This window comes from Vibrio metoecus (assembly GCF_009665255.1).
Lineage (GTDB): Bacteria > Pseudomonadota > Gammaproteobacteria > Enterobacterales > Vibrionaceae > Vibrio > Vibrio metoecus_B.
Map to the genome: position 1 here is coordinate 820,469 of NZ_CP035687.1, position 18,136 is coordinate 838,604.

At 44.0% G+C, this 18,136-nt stretch carries 15 protein-coding genes and 1 pseudogene; 9 read left to right on the plus strand and 7 right to left on the minus strand.

The genetic code is table 11. From position 1 onward, the window contains the following. Positions 1-53: 53 nt before the first annotated feature. The 3 genes from EPB59_RS17080 to EPB59_RS17090 all read left to right on the plus strand — a co-directional run bounded on the left by EPB59_RS17080 (position 54) and on the right by EPB59_RS17090 (position 3,212). Positions 54-797 carry a substrate-binding periplasmic protein gene (locus tag EPB59_RS17080; RefSeq protein ID WP_154174023.1) on the plus strand — a complete coding sequence of 248 codons (744 nt, stop codon included), beginning with the start codon at positions 54-56 and terminating at the stop codon, positions 795-797. Between the two features lie 116 nt (positions 798-913). Then, positions 914-2,461, plus strand: coding sequence for a methyl-accepting chemotaxis protein (locus EPB59_RS18930; protein ID WP_055050173.1), 1,548 nt, complete (start codon positions 914-916; stop codon positions 2,459-2,461). A 19-nt stretch (positions 2,462-2,480) separates the two neighbouring features. Further along, positions 2,481-3,212, plus strand: a complete 732-nt coding sequence (locus EPB59_RS17090) for a transporter substrate-binding domain-containing protein (RefSeq protein ID WP_154174025.1) — start codon at positions 2,481-2,483, stop codon at positions 3,210-3,212. A gap of 255 nt (positions 3,213-3,467) precedes the next feature. On the opposite strand, the gene EPB59_RS17095 is transcribed toward EPB59_RS17090, so the two are convergent. Beyond that, a complete protein-coding gene (locus tag EPB59_RS17095; protein WP_154174027.1) occupies positions 3,468-3,962 on the minus strand; it encodes a hypothetical protein in 495 nt (164 codons plus the stop codon). A gap of 200 nt (positions 3,963-4,162) precedes the next feature. On the opposite strand from EPB59_RS17095, the gene EPB59_RS17100 reads away from it, so the two are divergent. The 3 genes from EPB59_RS17100 (at position 4,163) to EPB59_RS17110 (ending at position 9,956) form a co-directional block, all read left to right on the plus strand. Then, positions 4,163-6,523, plus strand: coding sequence for a Lon protease family protein (locus EPB59_RS17100; RefSeq protein WP_154174029.1), 2,361 nt, complete (start codon positions 4,163-4,165; stop codon positions 6,521-6,523). A gap of 263 nt (positions 6,524-6,786) precedes the next feature. Continuing rightward, on the plus strand, positions 6,787-8,415 hold the full coding sequence (locus tag EPB59_RS17105) for a methyl-accepting chemotaxis protein (RefSeq protein WP_154174031.1): 1,629 nt from the start codon (positions 6,787-6,789) through the stop codon (positions 8,413-8,415). A 287-nt stretch (positions 8,416-8,702) separates the two neighbouring features. Beyond that, a complete protein-coding gene (locus tag EPB59_RS17110) occupies positions 8,703-9,956 on the plus strand; it encodes an MDR family MFS transporter (protein WP_154174033.1) in 1,254 nt (417 codons plus the stop codon). A gap of 8 nt (positions 9,957-9,964) precedes the next feature. Here the strand turns inward: EPB59_RS17110 and EPB59_RS17115 are convergent, their stop codons facing one another. Then, positions 9,965-10,405, minus strand: a complete 441-nt coding sequence (locus tag EPB59_RS17115) for a DUF2850 domain-containing protein (RefSeq protein ID WP_000032258.1) — start codon at positions 10,403-10,405, stop codon at positions 9,965-9,967. Between the two features lie 435 nt (positions 10,406-10,840). Between EPB59_RS17115 and EPB59_RS17120 the strand changes: the two genes are divergently transcribed. Beyond that, the gene (locus EPB59_RS17120) at positions 10,841-11,128 is read left to right on the plus strand and encodes a pyrimidine/purine nucleoside phosphorylase (protein WP_055050312.1); all 288 of its coding nucleotides are present in this window, start codon (positions 10,841-10,843) and stop codon (positions 11,126-11,128) included. Between the two features lie 314 nt (positions 11,129-11,442). On the opposite strand, the gene EPB59_RS17125 is transcribed toward EPB59_RS17120, so the two are convergent. Further along, positions 11,443-12,291 carry a pirin family protein gene (locus EPB59_RS17125; RefSeq protein WP_154174035.1) on the minus strand — a complete coding sequence of 283 codons (849 nt, stop codon included), beginning with the start codon at positions 12,289-12,291 and terminating at the stop codon, positions 11,443-11,445. 188 nt (positions 12,292-12,479) lie between these two features. Between EPB59_RS17125 and EPB59_RS17130 the strand changes: the two genes are divergently transcribed. Then, positions 12,480-12,767, plus strand: coding sequence for a hypothetical protein (locus EPB59_RS17130; RefSeq protein WP_055050314.1), 288 nt, complete (start codon positions 12,480-12,482; stop codon positions 12,765-12,767). Here EPB59_RS17130 and EPB59_RS17135 read toward each other — a convergent pair. Both EPB59_RS17135 and EPB59_RS17140 read right to left on the minus strand, forming a co-directional pair. Next, positions 12,764-13,939 (minus strand): GGDEF domain-containing protein, encoded by a 1,176-nt coding sequence (locus EPB59_RS17135; protein ID WP_154174037.1) that lies wholly within the window; start codon positions 13,937-13,939, stop codon positions 12,764-12,766. The genes EPB59_RS17130 and EPB59_RS17135 overlap by 4 nt on opposite strands. A gap of 161 nt (positions 13,940-14,100) precedes the next feature. Beyond that, positions 14,101-15,015, minus strand: a complete 915-nt coding sequence (locus EPB59_RS17140; protein ID WP_154174038.1) for a LysR substrate-binding domain-containing protein — start codon at positions 15,013-15,015, stop codon at positions 14,101-14,103. Between the two features lie 99 nt (positions 15,016-15,114). Here EPB59_RS17140 and EPB59_RS17145 point away from each other — a divergent pair, with 99 nt between their 5' ends. Continuing rightward, the gene (locus EPB59_RS17145) at positions 15,115-16,038 is read left to right on the plus strand and encodes a DMT family transporter (protein WP_154174039.1); all 924 of its coding nucleotides are present in this window, start codon (positions 15,115-15,117) and stop codon (positions 16,036-16,038) included. Between the two features lie 11 nt (positions 16,039-16,049). Here the strand turns inward: EPB59_RS17145 and EPB59_RS17150 are convergent. Both EPB59_RS17150 and EPB59_RS17155 read right to left on the minus strand, forming a co-directional pair. After that, positions 16,050-17,057: pseudogene (locus EPB59_RS17150) on the minus strand (DUF3541 domain-containing protein); the annotation flags it as partial. Positions 17,058-17,336: 279 nt separating this feature from the next. Further along, positions 17,337-17,948: an alpha-ketoglutarate-dependent dioxygenase AlkB family protein gene (locus EPB59_RS17155; protein WP_154174041.1), complete on the minus strand. Its 612-nt coding sequence runs from the start codon at positions 17,946-17,948 to the stop codon at positions 17,337-17,339. Positions 17,949-18,136: the final 188 nt, after the last annotated feature.

The following is an 18,136-nucleotide window of genomic DNA, read 5'->3' on the forward strand; positions in this document are numbered from 1 at the left end:
AATCCTAAGTCTATCCTTTTGAATAAAGTGTAAACGAATGAAGGATACCTCAAATGCGTTATGGACTAAGCAAATGGCTGTGGATTCCACTTTTGTCATTATCGGCGGCTTTTTCTGTTAAGGCTGACACCTTGTTATTGACCTCGTTAGACTGGCCTCCCTACTCAGGGAATGAATTGGCGGATCAAGGCGCCTCGATTGCGGTGGTAAAAGCGGCTGTTGAATCTATGGGGCACCAGTTGGTGGTTGAGTTTTATCCTTGGTCACGAGCGGTACATCTGGCGAAAGAGGACTCTAAATATTCAGGTTACTTTCCGGAATATTTTTTTGAAGATAACAGCTTACTTTTCTCGGATTCCATTGGTAAAGGTCCACTAGGTTTTGCGGAAAATGTGGCCAATCCTATTCAATGGTCAGTGTTGGATGATCTTAAGCCTTTCACGATTGGCGTAGTGCGTGATTACGTTAATACACCTGAGCTCGATAGCATGATTGCGCAAGGTCAATTGCTCTCTTCAGCGGTTAACAGTGATGTGCAGAACTTACAAAAAATTGCTAAAGGCCGTGTCCCTTTAGCAGTAATTGATAGCAACGTATTTAATTATCTCAAAAACAATGATCCCAGCCTTGCTGCAGATAAAGACAAGCTGCAAATGAACAAGCAGTTGTTGGTTGAAAAAGATCTGCACATCGCATTCCGCAATGATCCTCAAGGCCAGAAATGGCAAACCATCATTAATGAAGGCCTGAAAAAAATTGATATCAACCAGATCATGAATAGCTACATGTCCAAGTAGCAGGTGGCTAGCAATGTCAGATAGGAAGGTTAAACGAGAGGATTCGCACAGGTCAGAAAACACTTTGTTGGTGAAGAGTGTTTTGCTCTTTAGCCTTCTGTATCAACGGAGGTCACATGTTTAGAAGTATAAAATTCGTAGCAATTGTACAAATTGTTTTGGCGGTTTGTGCCGTTTTGCTGGGGTTAACTGTCTTTGAATACAAAAAGGCGCTAAATAATTTTACCGACGATTTGAATTTGACTGTGAATAACACATTGTCGCGTTTACAGGTTAATTTACCTAAACCCTTATGGGACTTTGATTTAGAGTCGGTGAAATCTGTTATTAGCGCAGAGTTAAAAACCCCAGAGATTTCTTCAATTAAAGTCAGTGATACTGCGGGTAAGCCGATTCTTTACTTGATGTTAGGTTCAACAAAGGATGAAAACGGTCAGCCAACTATCATGGATGTCGAAAATGATAGTTCCATCTCACAGCTTCCTTTGGTGAGTGGGCCACTCGAGTTTGTCGAATACGGTAAGAAAAACCCGATTGGCTCAATTGATATCCATTACTCAGATGAACACATGTACCAGCAACTCAAGGAATACATTTCGTTTAACCTACTTAAAGTGCTGATCTTGGCGATTTTGATCCCCTGCATGTTATTTGTCATTTTGAATTTCGCGGTGTTGAAACCCCTCAATGAGTTAGGAGATAAAACGCAAGCGTTATCCAGTGGTGATGGTGATCTAACTCATCAATTGCCTCCTGCCAAATACAAAGAATTTCAATCTGTTACGCAGGGTATAAATCAGTTCACTGCAACACTGCGCACCATTGTGTCCGAAATGAATGAAGCATCAGGCGAGTTGGAGCAACAAGCTCAACAAAGCCGCGAAAAAGCAGAAGACAACGTTGCTCAAATTAACAAGCAAAAACATCAGCTTGAAACAATTGCTGCTGCTGCGACAGAGTTGAATCATTCGGTAGTGACGGTTGCTCAGACGGTGAACGATACGGCGCAGCAAGCTCTCACGGCCACTCATTTAACCGATACAGTGGTGAAAGAGATTGGTTCTGCGACTGCCGATATTTCTAACATGTGTAGTGAAATGGCTCGCGTCAACCAAGAGATGAACAAGCTGCTGGTGGAAGGTGAAAAAATTACCACTGTTCTGAACGTGATTAATGATATTTCGGAGCAGACCAATTTATTGGCCTTAAATGCTGCGATTGAAGCGGCCCGAGCAGGAGAACAAGGGCGCGGTTTTGCGGTAGTAGCCGATGAAGTACGAAACCTAGCGGTAAAAACCAGTCAGTCTACAGAACAAATTAAAGCCAATATTACCAACCTAAATCGTGCAACGAATACGGTCGAAGAAGAGTTGACTCGTATGACGGGGTTGCTTGAAAAAACGGCCGAAAAAGTAAGCCATTCACAATCTTCTATTCGGGATGTTAAGTCGTCTGTCGAAATGATTTCTGATCGAAGTGATCAGATCCATTTGTCGGCAGAGGAGCAAAGAACAGCGATCGAAGAGATCAGCCACGCCATAGTGGAAGCTTCGGAAGCTGCAAATAGTGTGTATGAACGGGCTGCCCAAAACGCAGAAGGAACCAAACGGGTGAGTGCGATCAGTGCGTTAATAGCCGATCATATGGCGAAGTTCAGAACCTAAGTCAATAACAGGAGCGTTTATGATGAAATCCATTGTTACTCTAATCAGTTTAGTGTTGTGTAGTTTTTGCACCTGGGCGCAAACGATCACGGCTGCTCAAGATCCATGGCCACCTTTTGTTATGGATAATCCGCAGCAAAAAGGCCTTTCTGTGGATATTGTAACTGCGGCATTTGCGACGCAAGGTTACACGGTGGAGTTCACTATCATGCCTTGGTCACGGGCATTGAATGATGTGAAAGAGGGAAAAATTGATATTTTGCCGGCGACGTGGTTTACCCAAGAAAGAACCTCATACCTCAATTACTCTGATAACTATCTGACCAACCAAGTGAAGTTTATTAAGAAAGCGGGTGATAGTTTTGAATTTGCAGGTCTTGCCAGTTTGAACGGTAAGAAAGTCGGGATTGTTCGTGGTTACGGGTATGGTGACGAGTTTATGAATGACCCTTCTTTTTTCCGTCCTGAATCGACAGACTTAAAACAAAACCTGCAGAAACTGCAAGCGGGCCGTATTGATTTGGCTGTGGAAGATGAGCTAGTCGCAAAATCGATCATCACGGAATCGGGAATGAACCTAGCTGATTTCGCTTTTACCAACCAAGCTATTTCTGAAAACCCGCTGCATGTTACTTCCGGTAAAGTAAATCCACGTTCGGAAGAGTTAGTGGCGGCCTTCAACAAAGGGCTAGCGGAAATCAAAGCCAACGGTACGTTTGATAAATTACTGGCGACTTACGGTATAAAATAAATGGTAACACTGCCTGTTTCGGCTAGTGAACAATAAAAAACTCGCTCAACCTGAGCGAGTTTTTGTTGTCGGCGGCCAAACCGAAAAGGCAGCTATGCCATGGTGAAATGAACAGAATGTAGGTTAAATCTCACTCACAATAAACTAAGTATAGACCGCATTCGTGAACTTGATATGAATCATGCTGCACTTTCTTATCTTTACCGAATCTCAGGCTGCGTATGTGCCAAGGACAGCAGTATTCGATCTTGCTATTCAATTAATTACTGGAGAAAGGGCAAACAATGCCAGTGAACTACGTAGCTGATTGAAGTAGAAATGCGCTTTTTCAACGTGTTGGTATTCCAGCTGCCACTCGGCACTGCGTTGTGCATAACAAAAGGCATTGAGGTGTAGGAGTAGATGATCACTGATTTGGCACAGCGTCGGGTTCAGACGACGCATTAACTCCACTTCTTCAATCGAAAGAAATTGCAGTAACGCATAGGATTGGTTGAGAACATCAAATGCGCGCTGGTATTGTCCCATGTTGTTGAGAATTTCTGATTGTGCAATAGCTGCATCACGCAGGCCAGTGAGCATACAGGCCATCTGACAGGGTTTGGTCTCTTCATCATGAGCAGCGTTTTGAATGTGCAACGGCATAAAGTGCAACACATCGTCCAACAGTTGATGTGCTTCTGGCCAGTGACCTTGTTTGAGCAGCCGCTGTGTATGTAAGAAAGCATTCCAACACTGTTGTAAATCCATGACTGATTCTCCCCGCCTAGAAAATTACATTTAAATGCAAATTATTATCAAATGCAAATCATTCCCGTTTTGTGTGGGGAGTTTTGGTTAAATTTTATTCGCTCAATCTCTGATCGGGGAGAAATCACTAAAAAGACAATGATTTATCTCTAAACTTGAGCTACATATGAAGTAAAGAACCTAAGGGAAGGAGTGGAGCCATGGCGATTCAGCATCTGAGTTTTGAGCAGCTCTACCAAGTCGCGAAACTGGAAAAGCTAGAGTGTAAGTCAACCAAAGAGCTAGCACCGATCGATGAGATCGTTGGGCAAGAACGAGCGCAAAAAGCGGTCGAGTTTGCGATGTCGATCAAAGAGAAGGGATACAACATTTACGCTATCGGCCGTAATGGGCTGGGCAAGCGGACCATGATCCTGCGTTATCTCAGCCGCCATCAACATGACGGTAATGAGTTATACGATTGGTGCTATGTAGCGAATTTTGAGGATGTTCGTGTCCCCAAAGTGCTGAAACTACCCTGTGGCATTGGGCAAAAATTCCGCCAAGATATCGAAAAGTTGATGACCAAACTGGTTACGGCCATTCCATTGGCATTCGACAATGAAATCTACTTCAGTCGTGCAGAAAAACTAAAAAATCAACTCGCACAAAAGCAAGAAAATGAACTGGAAAGCATTACTCGCACTGCCAAAGAACGTGGTGTGAGTTTAACGATCACCACGCAAGGGGAATACCAGTTTGTCGCGCTCAACGGTGAAGAAATGCACACTGAAGAGACGTTTGATGCACTGTCTAAGCGCGAGCAGGATCAGTTCAGCAACACGATTGATGAGTTAGAAGTGATCTTGCGCAATATGGTGCGTCATTTGACCGAATGGGAAGAGTCGTATAGCGAGAAAATTAAAAAACTTAATGATGAAGTGACCTTGGATGTGATTGCACATTTCATCAAGCAACTAAAGCTGGATTATTCCAAGTATCCAGAAATTAAGGCTTATTTAACTGAACTGCAAAAAGATATTGTCGAAAATGTTGAGATTTTCCTCGATGAAGGCGGCGATCAAGGTGAACTCGCCAGTGCCTCGTTAGATAAAAAATTGCCGCGTCGCTATAAAGTGAATGTGTTGGTGAGCCGCAACGCGGATGAATTCCCTATCGTGGTTGAAGAGAGCCCAAACTACCATTCACTGTTTGGCTATATTGAAACGGCGACATACAAAGGCACGGTGTTTACCGATTTTTCTTTAATTCGCCCAGGCAGCTTACATAAAGCTAATGGCGGCGTGTTGTTGATGGATGCAGTGAAAGTGCTTGAACAACCTTACGTGTGGGATGGTTTGAAGCGCGCATTGCGTTCACGTCACCTCAGTTTCACGTCATTGGAAAAAGAAGTCACCCTCACTGGCACGGTTTCGCTCGATCCCGAACCCATCCCGTTGGATGTGAAAATTATCCTGTTTGGTGATTACCGCACTTATGAACTGCTTGCACACTATGATCCAGAATTCAGTGAGCTGTTCAGAGTGACGGCCGATTTTGCTGATGAAATGCTGCGTGATGCCGATTCAGAACTGCATTATGCGCGTTTTATTTCCAGCATCGTGCATGATGCCAATATGCTGCATTGCGACCGCAAAGCGATTGCACGCATCATCGAACATAGCTCGCGCACTACAGGTGATCAAACTAAGCTTTCTCTGCATTCTGCGCACATTGCTAATTTGCTACGTGAATCCAACTATGTGGCGAAACAAGCCAATGCAAACTTGATCCGTCAAAGTCATGTCGAAGAGGCATTGCGTAATCAAGAGTTGCGTGTCAACCGCCTACAACAGAGCATGATGGAAACCTTTGTTAACGGCACCACCTTGATCCAAACCGAGGGAATGGCGATAGGGCAGGTCAATGCGCTGTCTGTGCTAGCAACCAGCGATCACGCATTTGGCATGCCAAATAGGATCACCGCAACCACTTCTTATGGCGATGGTGAAATCATCGATATTGAGCGCAGTGTCGATTTAGGCGGCAGTATTCACTCCAAAGGGGTGATGATCCTGTCTGCTTACCTTAGTTCCGTTTTTGGTCGCACCGCGCGAGTGCCGCTGACCACCACGATTACTTTTGAGCAATCTTACGGTGGTGTCGATGGCGACAGCGCGAGCATGGCTGAATTCTGCGCGATTGTGTCAGCGTTTTCGAAACAGCCGAATCGACAAGATATTGCGATTACAGGGTCAATGAACCAGTTTGGCGAATCTCAACCTATTGGTGGCTTAAATGAGAAGATTGAAGGCTTTTTCGATGTGTGTACCATCAAAGGACGCAAAGATACGCAAGGGGTGATCATTCCACGTTCGAATACCCACAACTTGATGCTGCGAGCTGATATTGTGAAAGCAGTAGAAAAAGGGGAATTCCATATTTGGGCGATCGATCATGTTACCGAAGCCATTGAAATTTTCACGGGTAAGCCTGCGGGTATTGCGACCGATGATGGCAGCTATCCAGTCGATACAGTTTTTGGTTTAGCACAGGCCAAGCTAAACGCTTTACGCAAGTAAAATGAGCCTCTTGAGAAGTAAGGCCGCCATTGCGCGGCCTTATTCATATTCACTCATAATGTTTAATATTTCTTGTTTTTTGTTGCTTTAGTTAAATTTTTATTATTAAAGTCGATTTTTTAACATCTAAACTCATTAACTTAATGAAAAATAAAAGCATATAAACTAGACATTTTCTTTTTTGGTATCTAAGATCATCCGTGTTTTTCTTGGGGATAATCCCATGTGCATGGATGCATTCATGATACTGATAGAGGTTATGCATGCCATTTTCATTGAAAAACTTGTCCATTCGAACACAAGTTTTATTACCCGTTTTATTTACTATGGTGGTTTTAGTTATTGCTCTTTGGCTAACTCAAACTAACTTAGTCCGCGAACAACACACCATTTCTGATAACACACATGCGTTAGTGCGTTATAAAGATACGATTGCCCAAGTCGACGATACCATTTACCCACTGCGAATTAGCGCGGTATACGCGATCTATGATGCTGAACGCCGTAATAACTTCGTTGCTGAACTGCGTGATGGTCTAAAAGAGGTGAATTCGGCACTAAGCTCGATGGAGCAAGATGCGCAATTTAGTCGCGATGTTCGTGTTGCCAAACAGTGCATTGAAAACTATGTAGCGGAATCACAAAAAATGGTGGCGTTGTTTAGTCGACTAGATCAAGGAATGGCCACAACAGAAGAGGCGAATGCTTTCATTCAAAATTTCCGTGAAACGGGCAACCGTATGATTAATGCAATCAATACGTTGTCTCAAAGAGTGAACCACTATGCGACCACATCGATGGAACAGAGTGCACAGAGCAATGCGGTAGTGATGCGTAATGCGATGATCACTGTGCTTTCCGTATTAGCTTTGTCTGTGGTGGCTGCATGGTTATTATCTGGACAAATTGTTGCGCCAATCAATAGTTTGCAATCGGTGATGCGTAAGCTGGCGCATGGCGATCTGTCTGTGAAAGCGGATGATGATGGCGAGAACGAAATTGCTAAACTCAGCAAAGATGTGAATATCACGGTTCAACAACTTCATACTACGGTAGAGCAACTCACGCGTATCAGTGAAGAGGTCGCCTCTGCCTCTACTGAACTTGCCGCAGTAATGACTCAAGCAGAATCTAACGCTCAAATGGAGCTGATGGAGATTGAACAAGTTGCTTCTGCTGTGAACGAGTTGGCGAGCACCGCAGATAATGTAAGTGATAACGCCTCTTCTGCTGATGCAACAGCGCGTGAAGCAGATGCCCTAGCGAAATCAGGTTTAACGATTTTTACTGAGAGTAACCAAGCCAGCGAACATATGGCTTTAGCTCTGAATGATGCCGCTCAAGTTGTCCTGCGCTTAAAAGAGCAATCTGAGCAAATCAGCAATGTGATTGAAGTGATCCGTGGGGTTTCTGATCAAACCAACCTGCTTGCACTGAATGCGGCGATTGAAGCGGCTAGAGCGGGGGAATCTGGACGTGGTTTTGCTGTGGTAGCGGATGAAGTCCGTATGCTGGCAGCTCGCACTCAGGAGTCAACCAAAGAGATTCAAGCCATTATTGAAGAGCTGCAAGCACAATCGAATACGGCAAATGACAGCATGCAATTGAGCTTGGATATGTTAGCACAAAATAAAGCGCTGACCGCGAAAGCGAATGATGCACTGGTTGGTATTACTGAATCGGTTTCTGATATTAACGATAGCAATGCCCAAGTCGCGACAGCGGCTGAGCAACAGTCTCACGTAACACAAGATATCAACCGTAACGTTTCGAACATGTCGACACTGGTACATCAAAACGTAACCGGTATCAGCCAAAGCGCGAGTGCAAGTAATGAACTCTCGCATCTTGCTGAGAAACAAAAAGCTCAATTGGCATTCTTCAAGCTATAAGTATTGAGATTTAACCGTAAACGTATACTAAAGTGATAAAAACTGGCTAAGTGCTTAAAAAGCCACAGGATCATGATGATTCTGTGGCTTTTTTATAGGTAAGCAGAATAGATAACCACCTGTTTATCATAGGGTTAATTCTGTTATTTGATGCTTTCTCTCTATTCTCGGCGTGTTGGAAAATTAAGCTATCTTTCCCTATTTTTTCTCTTTATATTGATGAAATAACAAACAAAGTGTGACACAAGTCGCCTAAGTGATGTCAGTGGACAAGGGAAGGAGAAAGTATGGAAAAGAATGAAAGTCTGTTTCAGTGGGAAAGAGTAAGGCGTTTTAACTTTCCGGTGTGGACGGTGTTAGTCGGCACCCTTTTTGCGCGCACTAGCTTTTTTATGGCTTGGCCTTTTTTAGTGGTGTTTCTCTATCAAGATTATCACGCGACCGCGACACAAGTGGGCGCTATGTTAGCCACATCGGCATTAGTCGGTTCTTTGACTGGACTCTATTCAGGCTATTTATCGGATAAGTTTGGTCGTAAATGGGTTATGGTCAGCGGGGCTTTAATCGCGACGGTTGCCTATACCGGAATTGGCTTATCAGATCAGATTTGGCAATTTTTCATCATGATTGTATTAACAGGCCTAATGCGGCCAATGATTGAAGCACCAGGAAAAGCGGTAATTGGTGATAATCTGCCGAATGAAAAAGATCGGGAATTAGCACTTAATGTTCGCTATTTCTTGCTCAATCTCGGTGGGGCAATTGGTCCATTAATCGGTATAACCCTTGCTTTGGCACACCCTCAAGTGCTGTTTATGGTCACAGGTGTGGCTTATTTTCTGTTTGGTTTGTTTTTACTGGCTACCTTGGAACGCAAAGGTCGCTTTCAGAAACCGGATCGCTCACTGCTGCCTAATTTTTCTGCCACTTTAAGAGTGATCAGCAAAGACAGTGTGTTCGTTAAAATGATGTTGGCAAACTTCCTGATGATGTTTGTGTATGGGCAGGTGGAATCGTCATTACCGCAAGTTATTGTTCGTTCAGGTATTGCTGATGCAGCGCAATTGGTTGCTGGGTTAGTTTTGGTCAACACGATGACCATCATCTTATTCCAATTCCCCACCTTGAAACTGTTGGAAAATGTACCTCTATTTACACGGACCCAGTTGGGAATGGCACTGATGGGGGTTGCTCAAATTGGGTTTATGTTTACACCTGAAGCGTGGCCTTTAGGTTGGTATTTGGCTTGTTTTGTTCTGAGCATGGGGGAGGTGATTACATTTCCAACGCTGAATGTACAGATAGATCGTTTAGCGCCGTCTCATTTAAGAGGCTCTTATTTTGGGGCTGCCGCACTGTATTCATTAGGCTTTGCGATTGCTCCTCTGGCCGGAGGCATGATGATTGAGTACTTGAATGCTCAATGGTTATATGGATTTTGTTTTGTGTTGTGCTTAGGAATGATAGGACTGTATTGGTTGGCACAACGGGAGCAAGAGCATAGTGCGAAAGAGGTTTTGCCGAGAGCAATAGGGTGCTAGGTAAGTGATTATTTTTCGTTGAAATGTTCGGACAACGCAGACCGTCTGATCTGCGTTGCGTTATTGCCCTGATCGTTCACAGTGTATTCAAACCCTTCACGAATAAACCGTTGAGTGGGATTAGTGGGTTGGATGCGCTTGAGCTGCGGGGAGTTGAATGTTCCTGCTAGCTCATAAACAAACGTTCCATTTCCGGTTCGAATGGTGATGGCGACACCATCAAATTCGAAAGTCGTGCTGATCAATCGATCATTACGAAACACGCCTTGTTCATTAAAACGCAGCACTTCGGTTTGATAACTCGGTGCTCCAATCTCAATCCAAGATCCAAAAACGTGTTTAGGATTAACGTAATCTTGGTAGCTCACATACAGCAGCATGGCAAATGCAACGCCTAAAATGGAGAGTGATGACCAGAATACGGATTTAAATACCAGTTCTTTTGACATGTGCTCACTTGGCCGAAAAATTCATGATGACGATGGATGTCTATTTAGGTCATAGGTAGCGTAAATCACACCTTACTGACGATCCTGATGGCTATAGGATAATAAAAAATCATTGAATAAAGCAGCATAATATACGTCAAAAGTCGTAATTTTATGCCCGCGCTTAGATTGGGCTAAGCCACATGTAACCGCAAAAGCCATACGGTAAAAGCGTGATCCTATGTCCAGATATATTTCGTGTTTGCTGACGAGACTCTTAGATACGGTGAGTGACGTTGTGCAGTTCTGAAAGCGATTCACGATCTTTTGTTATTGATTTTAGTTTAGTTCATCCATTGGTGACTCTTGTACAAACTCAGGCGATGAGTTACAACTCTCGCTTGGATTTTGCAGTTCATACGCTGCAGTAATGAATACAACAGACAGGAAGAAAAAATGATTAAGGAAAATGTGTATTTTGATGGCAAAGTAAAGTCACTGGGATTTAGCCAACAAGACGGTGAAAGCACTGTGGGTGTTATGGCGGCGGGTGAATACACTTTTGGTACTGGTGCACCTGAGCGTATGACCGTTGTGAAAGGGGCGTTGACCATTAAACGTGCCGGTGAAGAAAACTGGACAACCTTCACTGCAGGTGAGGCATTTGATGTTGAGGGTAACTCCTCTTTTGATCTCCAGGTGGAAGTTGCAACAGCCTACTTGTGTGAGTTTTTACCTGCTTAATAAAAAAAGCCACACCGCAAAAGGTGTGGCAAACCATCGATGATCTCTCTATCCATCTAAAAGCAGACTGCATGGGTTCAAACAACGTGATGACTTAGGGGAATTTAGTTGGCTAAATTCCCATTTTTAGCACCTGTTGTTTAGGCAAAGTTCTGTTCTTTAAAGTTGGAATTGGCAGTGGATTTCACATGGTTTTCCCAAACGAGGGAGCTATAAGGCATACGCCCGATCATTTATTCCCATTGAGAGGGAGAGAAAGGGTGTCTGCCGAAATCGGATTTCAGTGTTTTCCATCGAACTCAATTGAGCATTGGCTAGTAGTTTTCAAAATGGCCTGCGTTGTAATCGCGAATCGCTTGCTCAATTTCCGCCATACTGTTCATTACAAATGGCCCGTAATGCACGACAGGTTCATTGATCGGTTCTCCCATCAATATTAAACACCCGCTAGGTTTTTGAGCCTCGATCGTCAAACGTTCTCCAGCAGAAAGCATTGCCATGTTTCCAGCACTGAGAGATTGCTGACCAATGGTGATATTGCCACGGTAGACATACAACATCGCGTTAAAGTGCTCGGGAGTGTCGAAGCGAATCTGCTGTCCTGCTTCTGCTCTCCAATCTGCAACACTGGTTGCCACTCCCGTATCCGTTAACGGTCCGGTGATCGCTTCGCCATCCACAGTGATGGATCCGGCGATGACACGCAGTAAGCCTTGTTGTGGTTGAGAATATTCAACAATGCTCTCTGGTTGAAAATCATGGTATTTAGCTGGTGACATCTTGTCACGAGCGGGCTGATTAATCCAAATTTGAAAACCGTGTAACTGCCCTTCTTGCATAATGGGCATTTCACTATGGATAACACCACGCCCCGCTGCCATCCATTGCGCACCACCGGATCTCAGCTCACCAATGTTGCCCATGTGATCGCGATGTTGGAAGTGTCCTTGCAACATGTACGTCAGCGTTTCAATGCCACGATGTGGGTGTGGTGGAAATCCGCCCACGTAATCAGCACGGCTGTCCGCTTTTAACTCATCTAGCATCAAAAAAGGTGAAAAGTTTGGGTGTTGAAACCCAGCGATACGTTGAATTTTCACACCATCCCCATCGGATGTTGGCTGTGCGGGAACTGTCTGGCGAATTTCGCGGTCTTTAAGCATGAGGCTTCTCCATTGCAGATTGTGCGCCGATGAGAGTCATTGTAGAGAAGTGAGAGTAAGATGAGCAGCAGGGGAAATTGAGGCTCATATTCGAGAAATTTGAATGATTCACTTTGATGGCGTAAGCCAACGTGTAATAAGCCAGTAAACTTATTGTAATGGACGCAACTAAAGAGGGAGGAAAAGCGATGGCGATTTTACCCAAACACACGGATCAGTATTCTAATTATGACCCTAGCCAAGATCTCACCAAAGAGCAGTTGCAGCGTTTTACGCAGACGGCAAATTACGCGCAGCACAAGCGGGAGGAGTTGCAAGAATCACAACCTTCTTTCATACAGCACGCCAAACGCACGGCATTAAAACCCGTGGTTAAACCCAAACCAGATAAGCCTAATACGGTTCGATATGCAGTGTGGATAACGGTCTTCGGTATCGTAGGCTTATGGACTATGTATATGATGGGCTCAAATTAATGCGCTTTTTTCAACGGTGTCACATTGAGGGCATCATTAGGATTGAGGTTTAATGCCGTTTCGATGGGCGGAGGATAGGCAGCATCATGGTAATATCGATATTGATTTTTCCCACCATGTTTGGCCGCATACATGGCTTTATCCGCACAACGGGTGAGCTCTGAAAGTGTAATCGCATCTTTAGGGTAGATGGCTACCCCAATACTCACGGTAAGTTGATTGAGCATTTCGGTTTCGGGGTAACGGTCAACAAACAAAGAGCAAATACGTTCAAGAATGCCATCGAGATCGCGTAAGCTGCGCACGCCATAAAGCAGTAAGACAAACTCATCACCAGCAAAACGAGCGATCGAATAGTCGTGCTGATTGGTGGCGCGATCTTTATTGCGCACGTTATTGCGCAAGCGGTGGGCAAAATGTTTTAAAACTTCATCGCCAACATCATGACCATAACTGTCATTAATGCGTTTGAAATTGTCGATATCAAGGAACACCAAAGCGGTAATACCATTGGTTTCATTTTGCTCTTTGAGTTTCTCTGTTGCCCAGTTTTCAAAGCTCCAACGATTCGCTAACCCTGTTAATGGGTCGAGATAGGCCAGCTCTTCAATCCCTTCTTGATATAAGGCATGAATATAATTGATCGCTTTAGAAAAAAAGAAAGAGGCGGTATTACAGATAATCGTCAGAGCGTACAAACTGATTAAAAAATAGCTGTGAACAATGTGATTTACGCCGGTTTTATAATGGAGAAATAGGACGGAAACCGTCATAGCTAAACAAATCGCAGCGCTATAAACCACCCCCATTCGAAATGGGTTGATCATGACTAACGTGGTGATAAGAGGGTACAACCACAAAAGATGCCATAACTCCCCTTGATTATTACTGACAAGAGCGACCGCATAGGTGAGCAATATTAAGGAGAGAATTAAATCGGCTTGTGTATGGAGTTGACGGTGGCGATTAAGCGAAACCATATTTAAAAGAGAAGCAACACCGCTCAATAAGAGTAGGATGCAAGATAACGACTGGTGATTGAGGTAGTAATAAAAAGCAAAAACCAGAAAAATAGCGGTAGCAACGCCAGAGCTGATCAGAACAATATGCTGCTTACGAGCAAAGCGCATCTCCGTCATCTCTTTTAATTGGTTGCCAACGAAGCTATCCATCCCAAATCCGAACCATTTTGTGAAGTTAGCTAAAGTTTAGATGAAATTAGCTTATTTGAAGGGCGAAGAAAACGAAATAGTGTGATTTTATTCATCTTTTTGATATGCAAATTGTATTCAACGCCTGTTTTTAGATGATGCAGATCCAGAAAGATAAATATTCAACTACTACTTTGGGCTGATTTTTTATTTTGTTGAAATTCGTTACTCAACCAATTTCTTAATTTTAGTACGGCTTCAGAACGTAAATTATCGGCATGGCAGGCAAAGTAATAACCTTGATCTGGGTGGATTACACGCTGCCCAATTTCTTTCAAAATGCCGCTTTCAACTTCCTGTTTGACAAATAATCGGTGAGTAACAAATAAACCTAAACCACTCAGCGTGGCTTGTAAGGCTTGTGCTGAGGCGGCAAAAGAAAGATTGCGCTGCTGTGTGGGTGGCGTTACATGATTAGCTTGACACCAAATTTCCCAATCTTGCTGACGTCGCGGGTTATTCACAAAAATAGCAGGGAACTGCGTTAATGCGTGTTTTGGGGTGAGTTCGTCCTTGAATGCGTTTTGGTTTATCACCATCACCAGTTCATCTTCAGCTAATTTCTCACAGTAGTAACTTTGCCAGTCGCGTAATTGGCCATGAATCAACGCGACATCAACCCCTTGTTCTTCTAATGAGAAGGGTCCCGTTAAAGTGGAAATGCGGACATCGACTTCTGGAGCGAAAGCTTGAAAGCTGCTCACTCGTGGAATCCACCAATGCAGAGCTAACGAGTTAATCATATTAAGGGTAATACGATTGCTGTATGCCGGTTTGAGTAGTGATTCAGTGGCTTGTACGATTTGTTCTAGGGCTGGGGCGACCTTTTGATAGTAACGTTTACCATTACTATTAAGTATAACTTGACGACCTACACGATGAAAAAGGGGTTGATCCAGCTGTTGCTCTAACGCTTTTATCGCTTGGCTAACGGCTGAGTGACTGACACTCAATGCTTCTGCTGCAAGCGTCATGCTGCCCGTTTCCGCCACGGCAACAAAGGAATAAAGGGATTTGAGTGGGATGAGTTTACGCATTACCAAACTTGTAAGTTTAACTAACATGTCTGGTTAATATTACTCGTTATTTTTTATGCCGTCATCTCCTTACACTAGGGGCAATGTAAGGAGAGTGGTATGCCTAATTATTTATTTCCAGTGTGGTTCATGTTGTTATCGACTTTCAGCTTGTCGTTGACCGGGCTCTTGAGTAAATACCTCGCACAGATGATGCCGATTGCCGTGCTAGGTTTTTTACGCTTTATTATTCCCGCCCTATTTTTATTGATTGCGATGCAATTTACTCATTTCCGTTGGCCACAGAAAAATATGTTATTTTCTTTGATGATTCGCGCTGTCTGTATTGCGGGTAGCCAACTCTGTTTCATCTATTCATTACAAGCCCTTTCGCTGGTTGAAAGTGTGGTGCTATTCAGTACCGGTCCGTTGTTCATCCCGATATTTGAAAAACTACTCTGGGGTGGGAAATTGGCTTGGCGAACGGTAGTGAGCGTATGTGTGATATTGATCGGTGTCATGATGTTGGCAGGAAATACGGGAAGTATTATTTGGCGGCCAGAGTTGCTGACAGGATTAGGGGCTGGGTTCTTTAATGCGGGATCTCAACTGAGTTTGTTCCGTGCAGCCAAAAGTGATATGCGTTCCATTGAAATCCACGCTTGGACGTTTTTGGTTGCTGCTTTATTACTGAGCCCACTCTTATTGCTAGTTCCTTGGAATGGGGATTTAACTTCGATAACCGGAATTGGTTTTGATCAGGAGGGGATGTTCACTCTTGGTGCTTTAATCTTGGCCTCTGTATTGGTCGTGAATACACAGGTTTTCCGTGCCAAAGCCTATCGTTTGGCCAAATCTGGTTCACAGCTTGCCCCACTGATTTTTACAAATTTACTGTTTAGTGCGTTATGGCAAATGCTGTTTTTTGATGTGGAATATGGGGTCACTCAACAACTGGGTTTAGTGTTGATTATTGTGACAACCGTGATTAACGGAATAATTCCTCGCTTCACGGAGCGTAAAGCGAGGTTAAAAACGGTATAGGCGTGCAGGTTTTAGCGTTTCACTAGTCCGTAAGGAAGCTGAGTAAACACCTGTGGTTGTTGGTTGATAACCGGAGCTGGGTTCACTGAGCGCCAATCGAGTAGCATGATCGCCAATACATTGCGGTGCTCACCGAGGGAGAGATCAAAATCGCCAGACGTTGATGGGATCATCCCTTTTTGTGTATCCACCTGTGCCTGGATAAATTGGCGGGTTTTCAGCACCACCGGATCGTCTTCAAGGCCCGCAAGCAAAAATGAAATACCGACTTCCGCTACAATGTCGGGTTTTGCTCGTTGTAAAATTGTGTCGAGGTGAGTGCGGAAATAATCATAGATCCATTGATGCTGTTGTTCACTGACGAAGTGTTGGTAATACTCTGAATCCGCAAAAATAATGTGCGTCATACCGTACAACTTATTGCCGTATTGCTGATCATCGAGTGTGCTATCTCGTTGATCTGGATACGTGTTTCGAAAAGCTTGAATAAACGGTTCTACCACATCTTGCTCACCCAATTGACGCAACCAATAAACTTGATTGGCTAACTGAGCCGCCCAAGTTTCGATCATCCCAGTGTTGGTCGCATAAGGGGTAAAGTCATAACGTCGTAAGACTTGGCGTAGTTTGTCATCGTCTTTGTGCTTGAGCCCATATTCGTTAGCGCGAGCCATCGAGCCTAATAAATCGATACCTAAATACAGGTACTCCGGCATAGTTTGGGTGGCGGAAAAACGGCGTTGAGTCCGTTCATCTTGGCTTTTTTGATAACTGTTCAAGCGTTTTTGCGCATAACGTTGAATCTGTTCTGGACTATGCACATCTTCGGCAAAGTAATTTAAACGGCTCGCTACACGCGCTAAATCACTGCCAATCGCGGCGGCATATTTGTCGTCGAGGGTTTGTCGGTACATGCGCAGAGCGTAATGTCCCTCTTTGAAGCCGGGCAACGTAAACAACAGTGTTTCATACGTGTGGCGAATTATAGCCGCCGTGTCTTGAAAAGACAGCGAAGCAACAGAACCCTGTTCTATTCCCTGTCGGTGAGGTTGGTCGGAAAAGGATCGTATGCTATCTGCGTCTTGATAAGGGGTTAGCAACGCCTGTGTCTGTGCGTAAGTAGAGGTTGTGGTTAGCGTTAGAGCGGTAATAAGGGCTGACCACATAACGATCATTTTTTTGTGCATTTTTGCTGTACCCAGTCGATATTGTTCACTTTTTAAACCAATGAACTTTAACGGAGATGTACAGCCGTGATGTGAGTTTACCGTTAATGCTATGTCAGAAACGCGGTCCGTTTATAAGCGGATATTACGAAAAGTGAGATTGATCCTCAGCTGCTTGGTTTGCCGAGTTTTAGGGATCGCGTGTTGCCAAAAATGTTGCGTAGTTCCCGCCATGATCAGTAAATCGCCATGACTTAATTCACATTCTATTTTGAGTTTGGGATCGTGTTTATGGCGCAGCAAGAACCGACGGCTTTCACCCAGTGACAAGGAAGCGATTGTCGGGTTTGTGCCTAATTCAGGCTCATTATCTTGATGCCATCCCATCGAATCTTGTCCATCACGATAAAGATTTGCCAACACCGAGTTAAACCTCGTATTAGCCGCCTGTTCGCACTGCGTTTTTAATTGCGCGAGTCGTTCAGGGAAGGGCTGTGCAGACAACGTTAACCCTGAATAGCGGTAATCCTCTTCGCCATACCAAGCGATAAGCCGAGGTTGAAGAACGCTTTTACCGAATAAACGGATGCTTTTTTGTTGCCAGTTCAACTCTGCTTTTAATTGTGTCAAAGCCTCTTCTGCTTGTGGGAGTGCTAGGAATTGTGGAAACCACTCAAGTTGCCCATCGAGCAGAGTAATTTTCCCTGAAGGAGAATATCTATTTAAAATAAGCGTGCTCATCATGGTTTATATTTATAATTCTGTAATCAATAGGTTTCTTTATTGTACATTTGGGTTAATCTTAGTAGATAGGCTGATCGTGAAATTTAAGATGTCAAATTGCCCTTCTATTGGAGAACAAGGCTTTTGGTTATGCTCCTAAGTTGTTTGGGTTTGCTTGCGAATGAATCGCGTGATTCACTCAGTAACTT

What these genes read in the sequence shown, in the direction of transcription:
- EPB59_RS17080 (WP_154174023.1), top strand. Translation starts at nt 54, where the DNA reads ATGCGTTATGGACTAAGCAAATGGCTGTGGATTCCACTTTTGTCATTA.
- EPB59_RS18930 (WP_055050173.1), top strand. Translation starts at nt 914, where the DNA reads ATGTTTAGAAGTATAAAATTCGTAGCAATTGTACAAATTGTTTTGGCG.
- EPB59_RS17090 (WP_154174025.1), top strand. Translation starts at nt 2,481, where the DNA reads ATGATGAAATCCATTGTTACTCTAATCAGTTTAGTGTTGTGTAGTTTT.
- EPB59_RS17095 (WP_154174027.1), bottom strand. Translation starts at nt 3,962, where the DNA reads ATGGATTTACAACAGTGTTGGAATGCTTTCTTACATACACAGCGGCTG.
- EPB59_RS17100 (WP_154174029.1), top strand. Translation starts at nt 4,163, where the DNA reads ATGGCGATTCAGCATCTGAGTTTTGAGCAGCTCTACCAAGTCGCGAAA.
- EPB59_RS17105 (WP_154174031.1), top strand. Translation starts at nt 6,787, where the DNA reads ATGCCATTTTCATTGAAAAACTTGTCCATTCGAACACAAGTTTTATTA.
- EPB59_RS17110 (WP_154174033.1), top strand. Translation starts at nt 8,703, where the DNA reads ATGGAAAAGAATGAAAGTCTGTTTCAGTGGGAAAGAGTAAGGCGTTTT.
- EPB59_RS17115 (WP_000032258.1), bottom strand. Translation starts at nt 10,405, where the DNA reads ATGTCAAAAGAACTGGTATTTAAATCCGTATTCTGGTCATCACTCTCC.
- EPB59_RS17120 (WP_055050312.1), top strand. Translation starts at nt 10,841, where the DNA reads ATGATTAAGGAAAATGTGTATTTTGATGGCAAAGTAAAGTCACTGGGA.
- EPB59_RS17125 (WP_154174035.1), bottom strand. Translation starts at nt 12,291, where the DNA reads ATGCTTAAAGACCGCGAAATTCGCCAGACAGTTCCCGCACAGCCAACA.
- EPB59_RS17130 (WP_055050314.1), top strand. Translation starts at nt 12,480, where the DNA reads ATGGCGATTTTACCCAAACACACGGATCAGTATTCTAATTATGACCCT.
- EPB59_RS17135 (WP_154174037.1), bottom strand. Translation starts at nt 13,939, where the DNA reads ATGGATAGCTTCGTTGGCAACCAATTAAAAGAGATGACGGAGATGCGC.
- EPB59_RS17140 (WP_154174038.1), bottom strand. Translation starts at nt 15,015, where the DNA reads ATGCGTAAACTCATCCCACTCAAATCCCTTTATTCCTTTGTTGCCGTG.
- EPB59_RS17145 (WP_154174039.1), top strand. Translation starts at nt 15,115, where the DNA reads ATGCCTAATTATTTATTTCCAGTGTGGTTCATGTTGTTATCGACTTTC.
- EPB59_RS17155 (WP_154174041.1), bottom strand. Translation starts at nt 17,948, where the DNA reads ATGATGAGCACGCTTATTTTAAATAGATATTCTCCTTCAGGGAAAATT.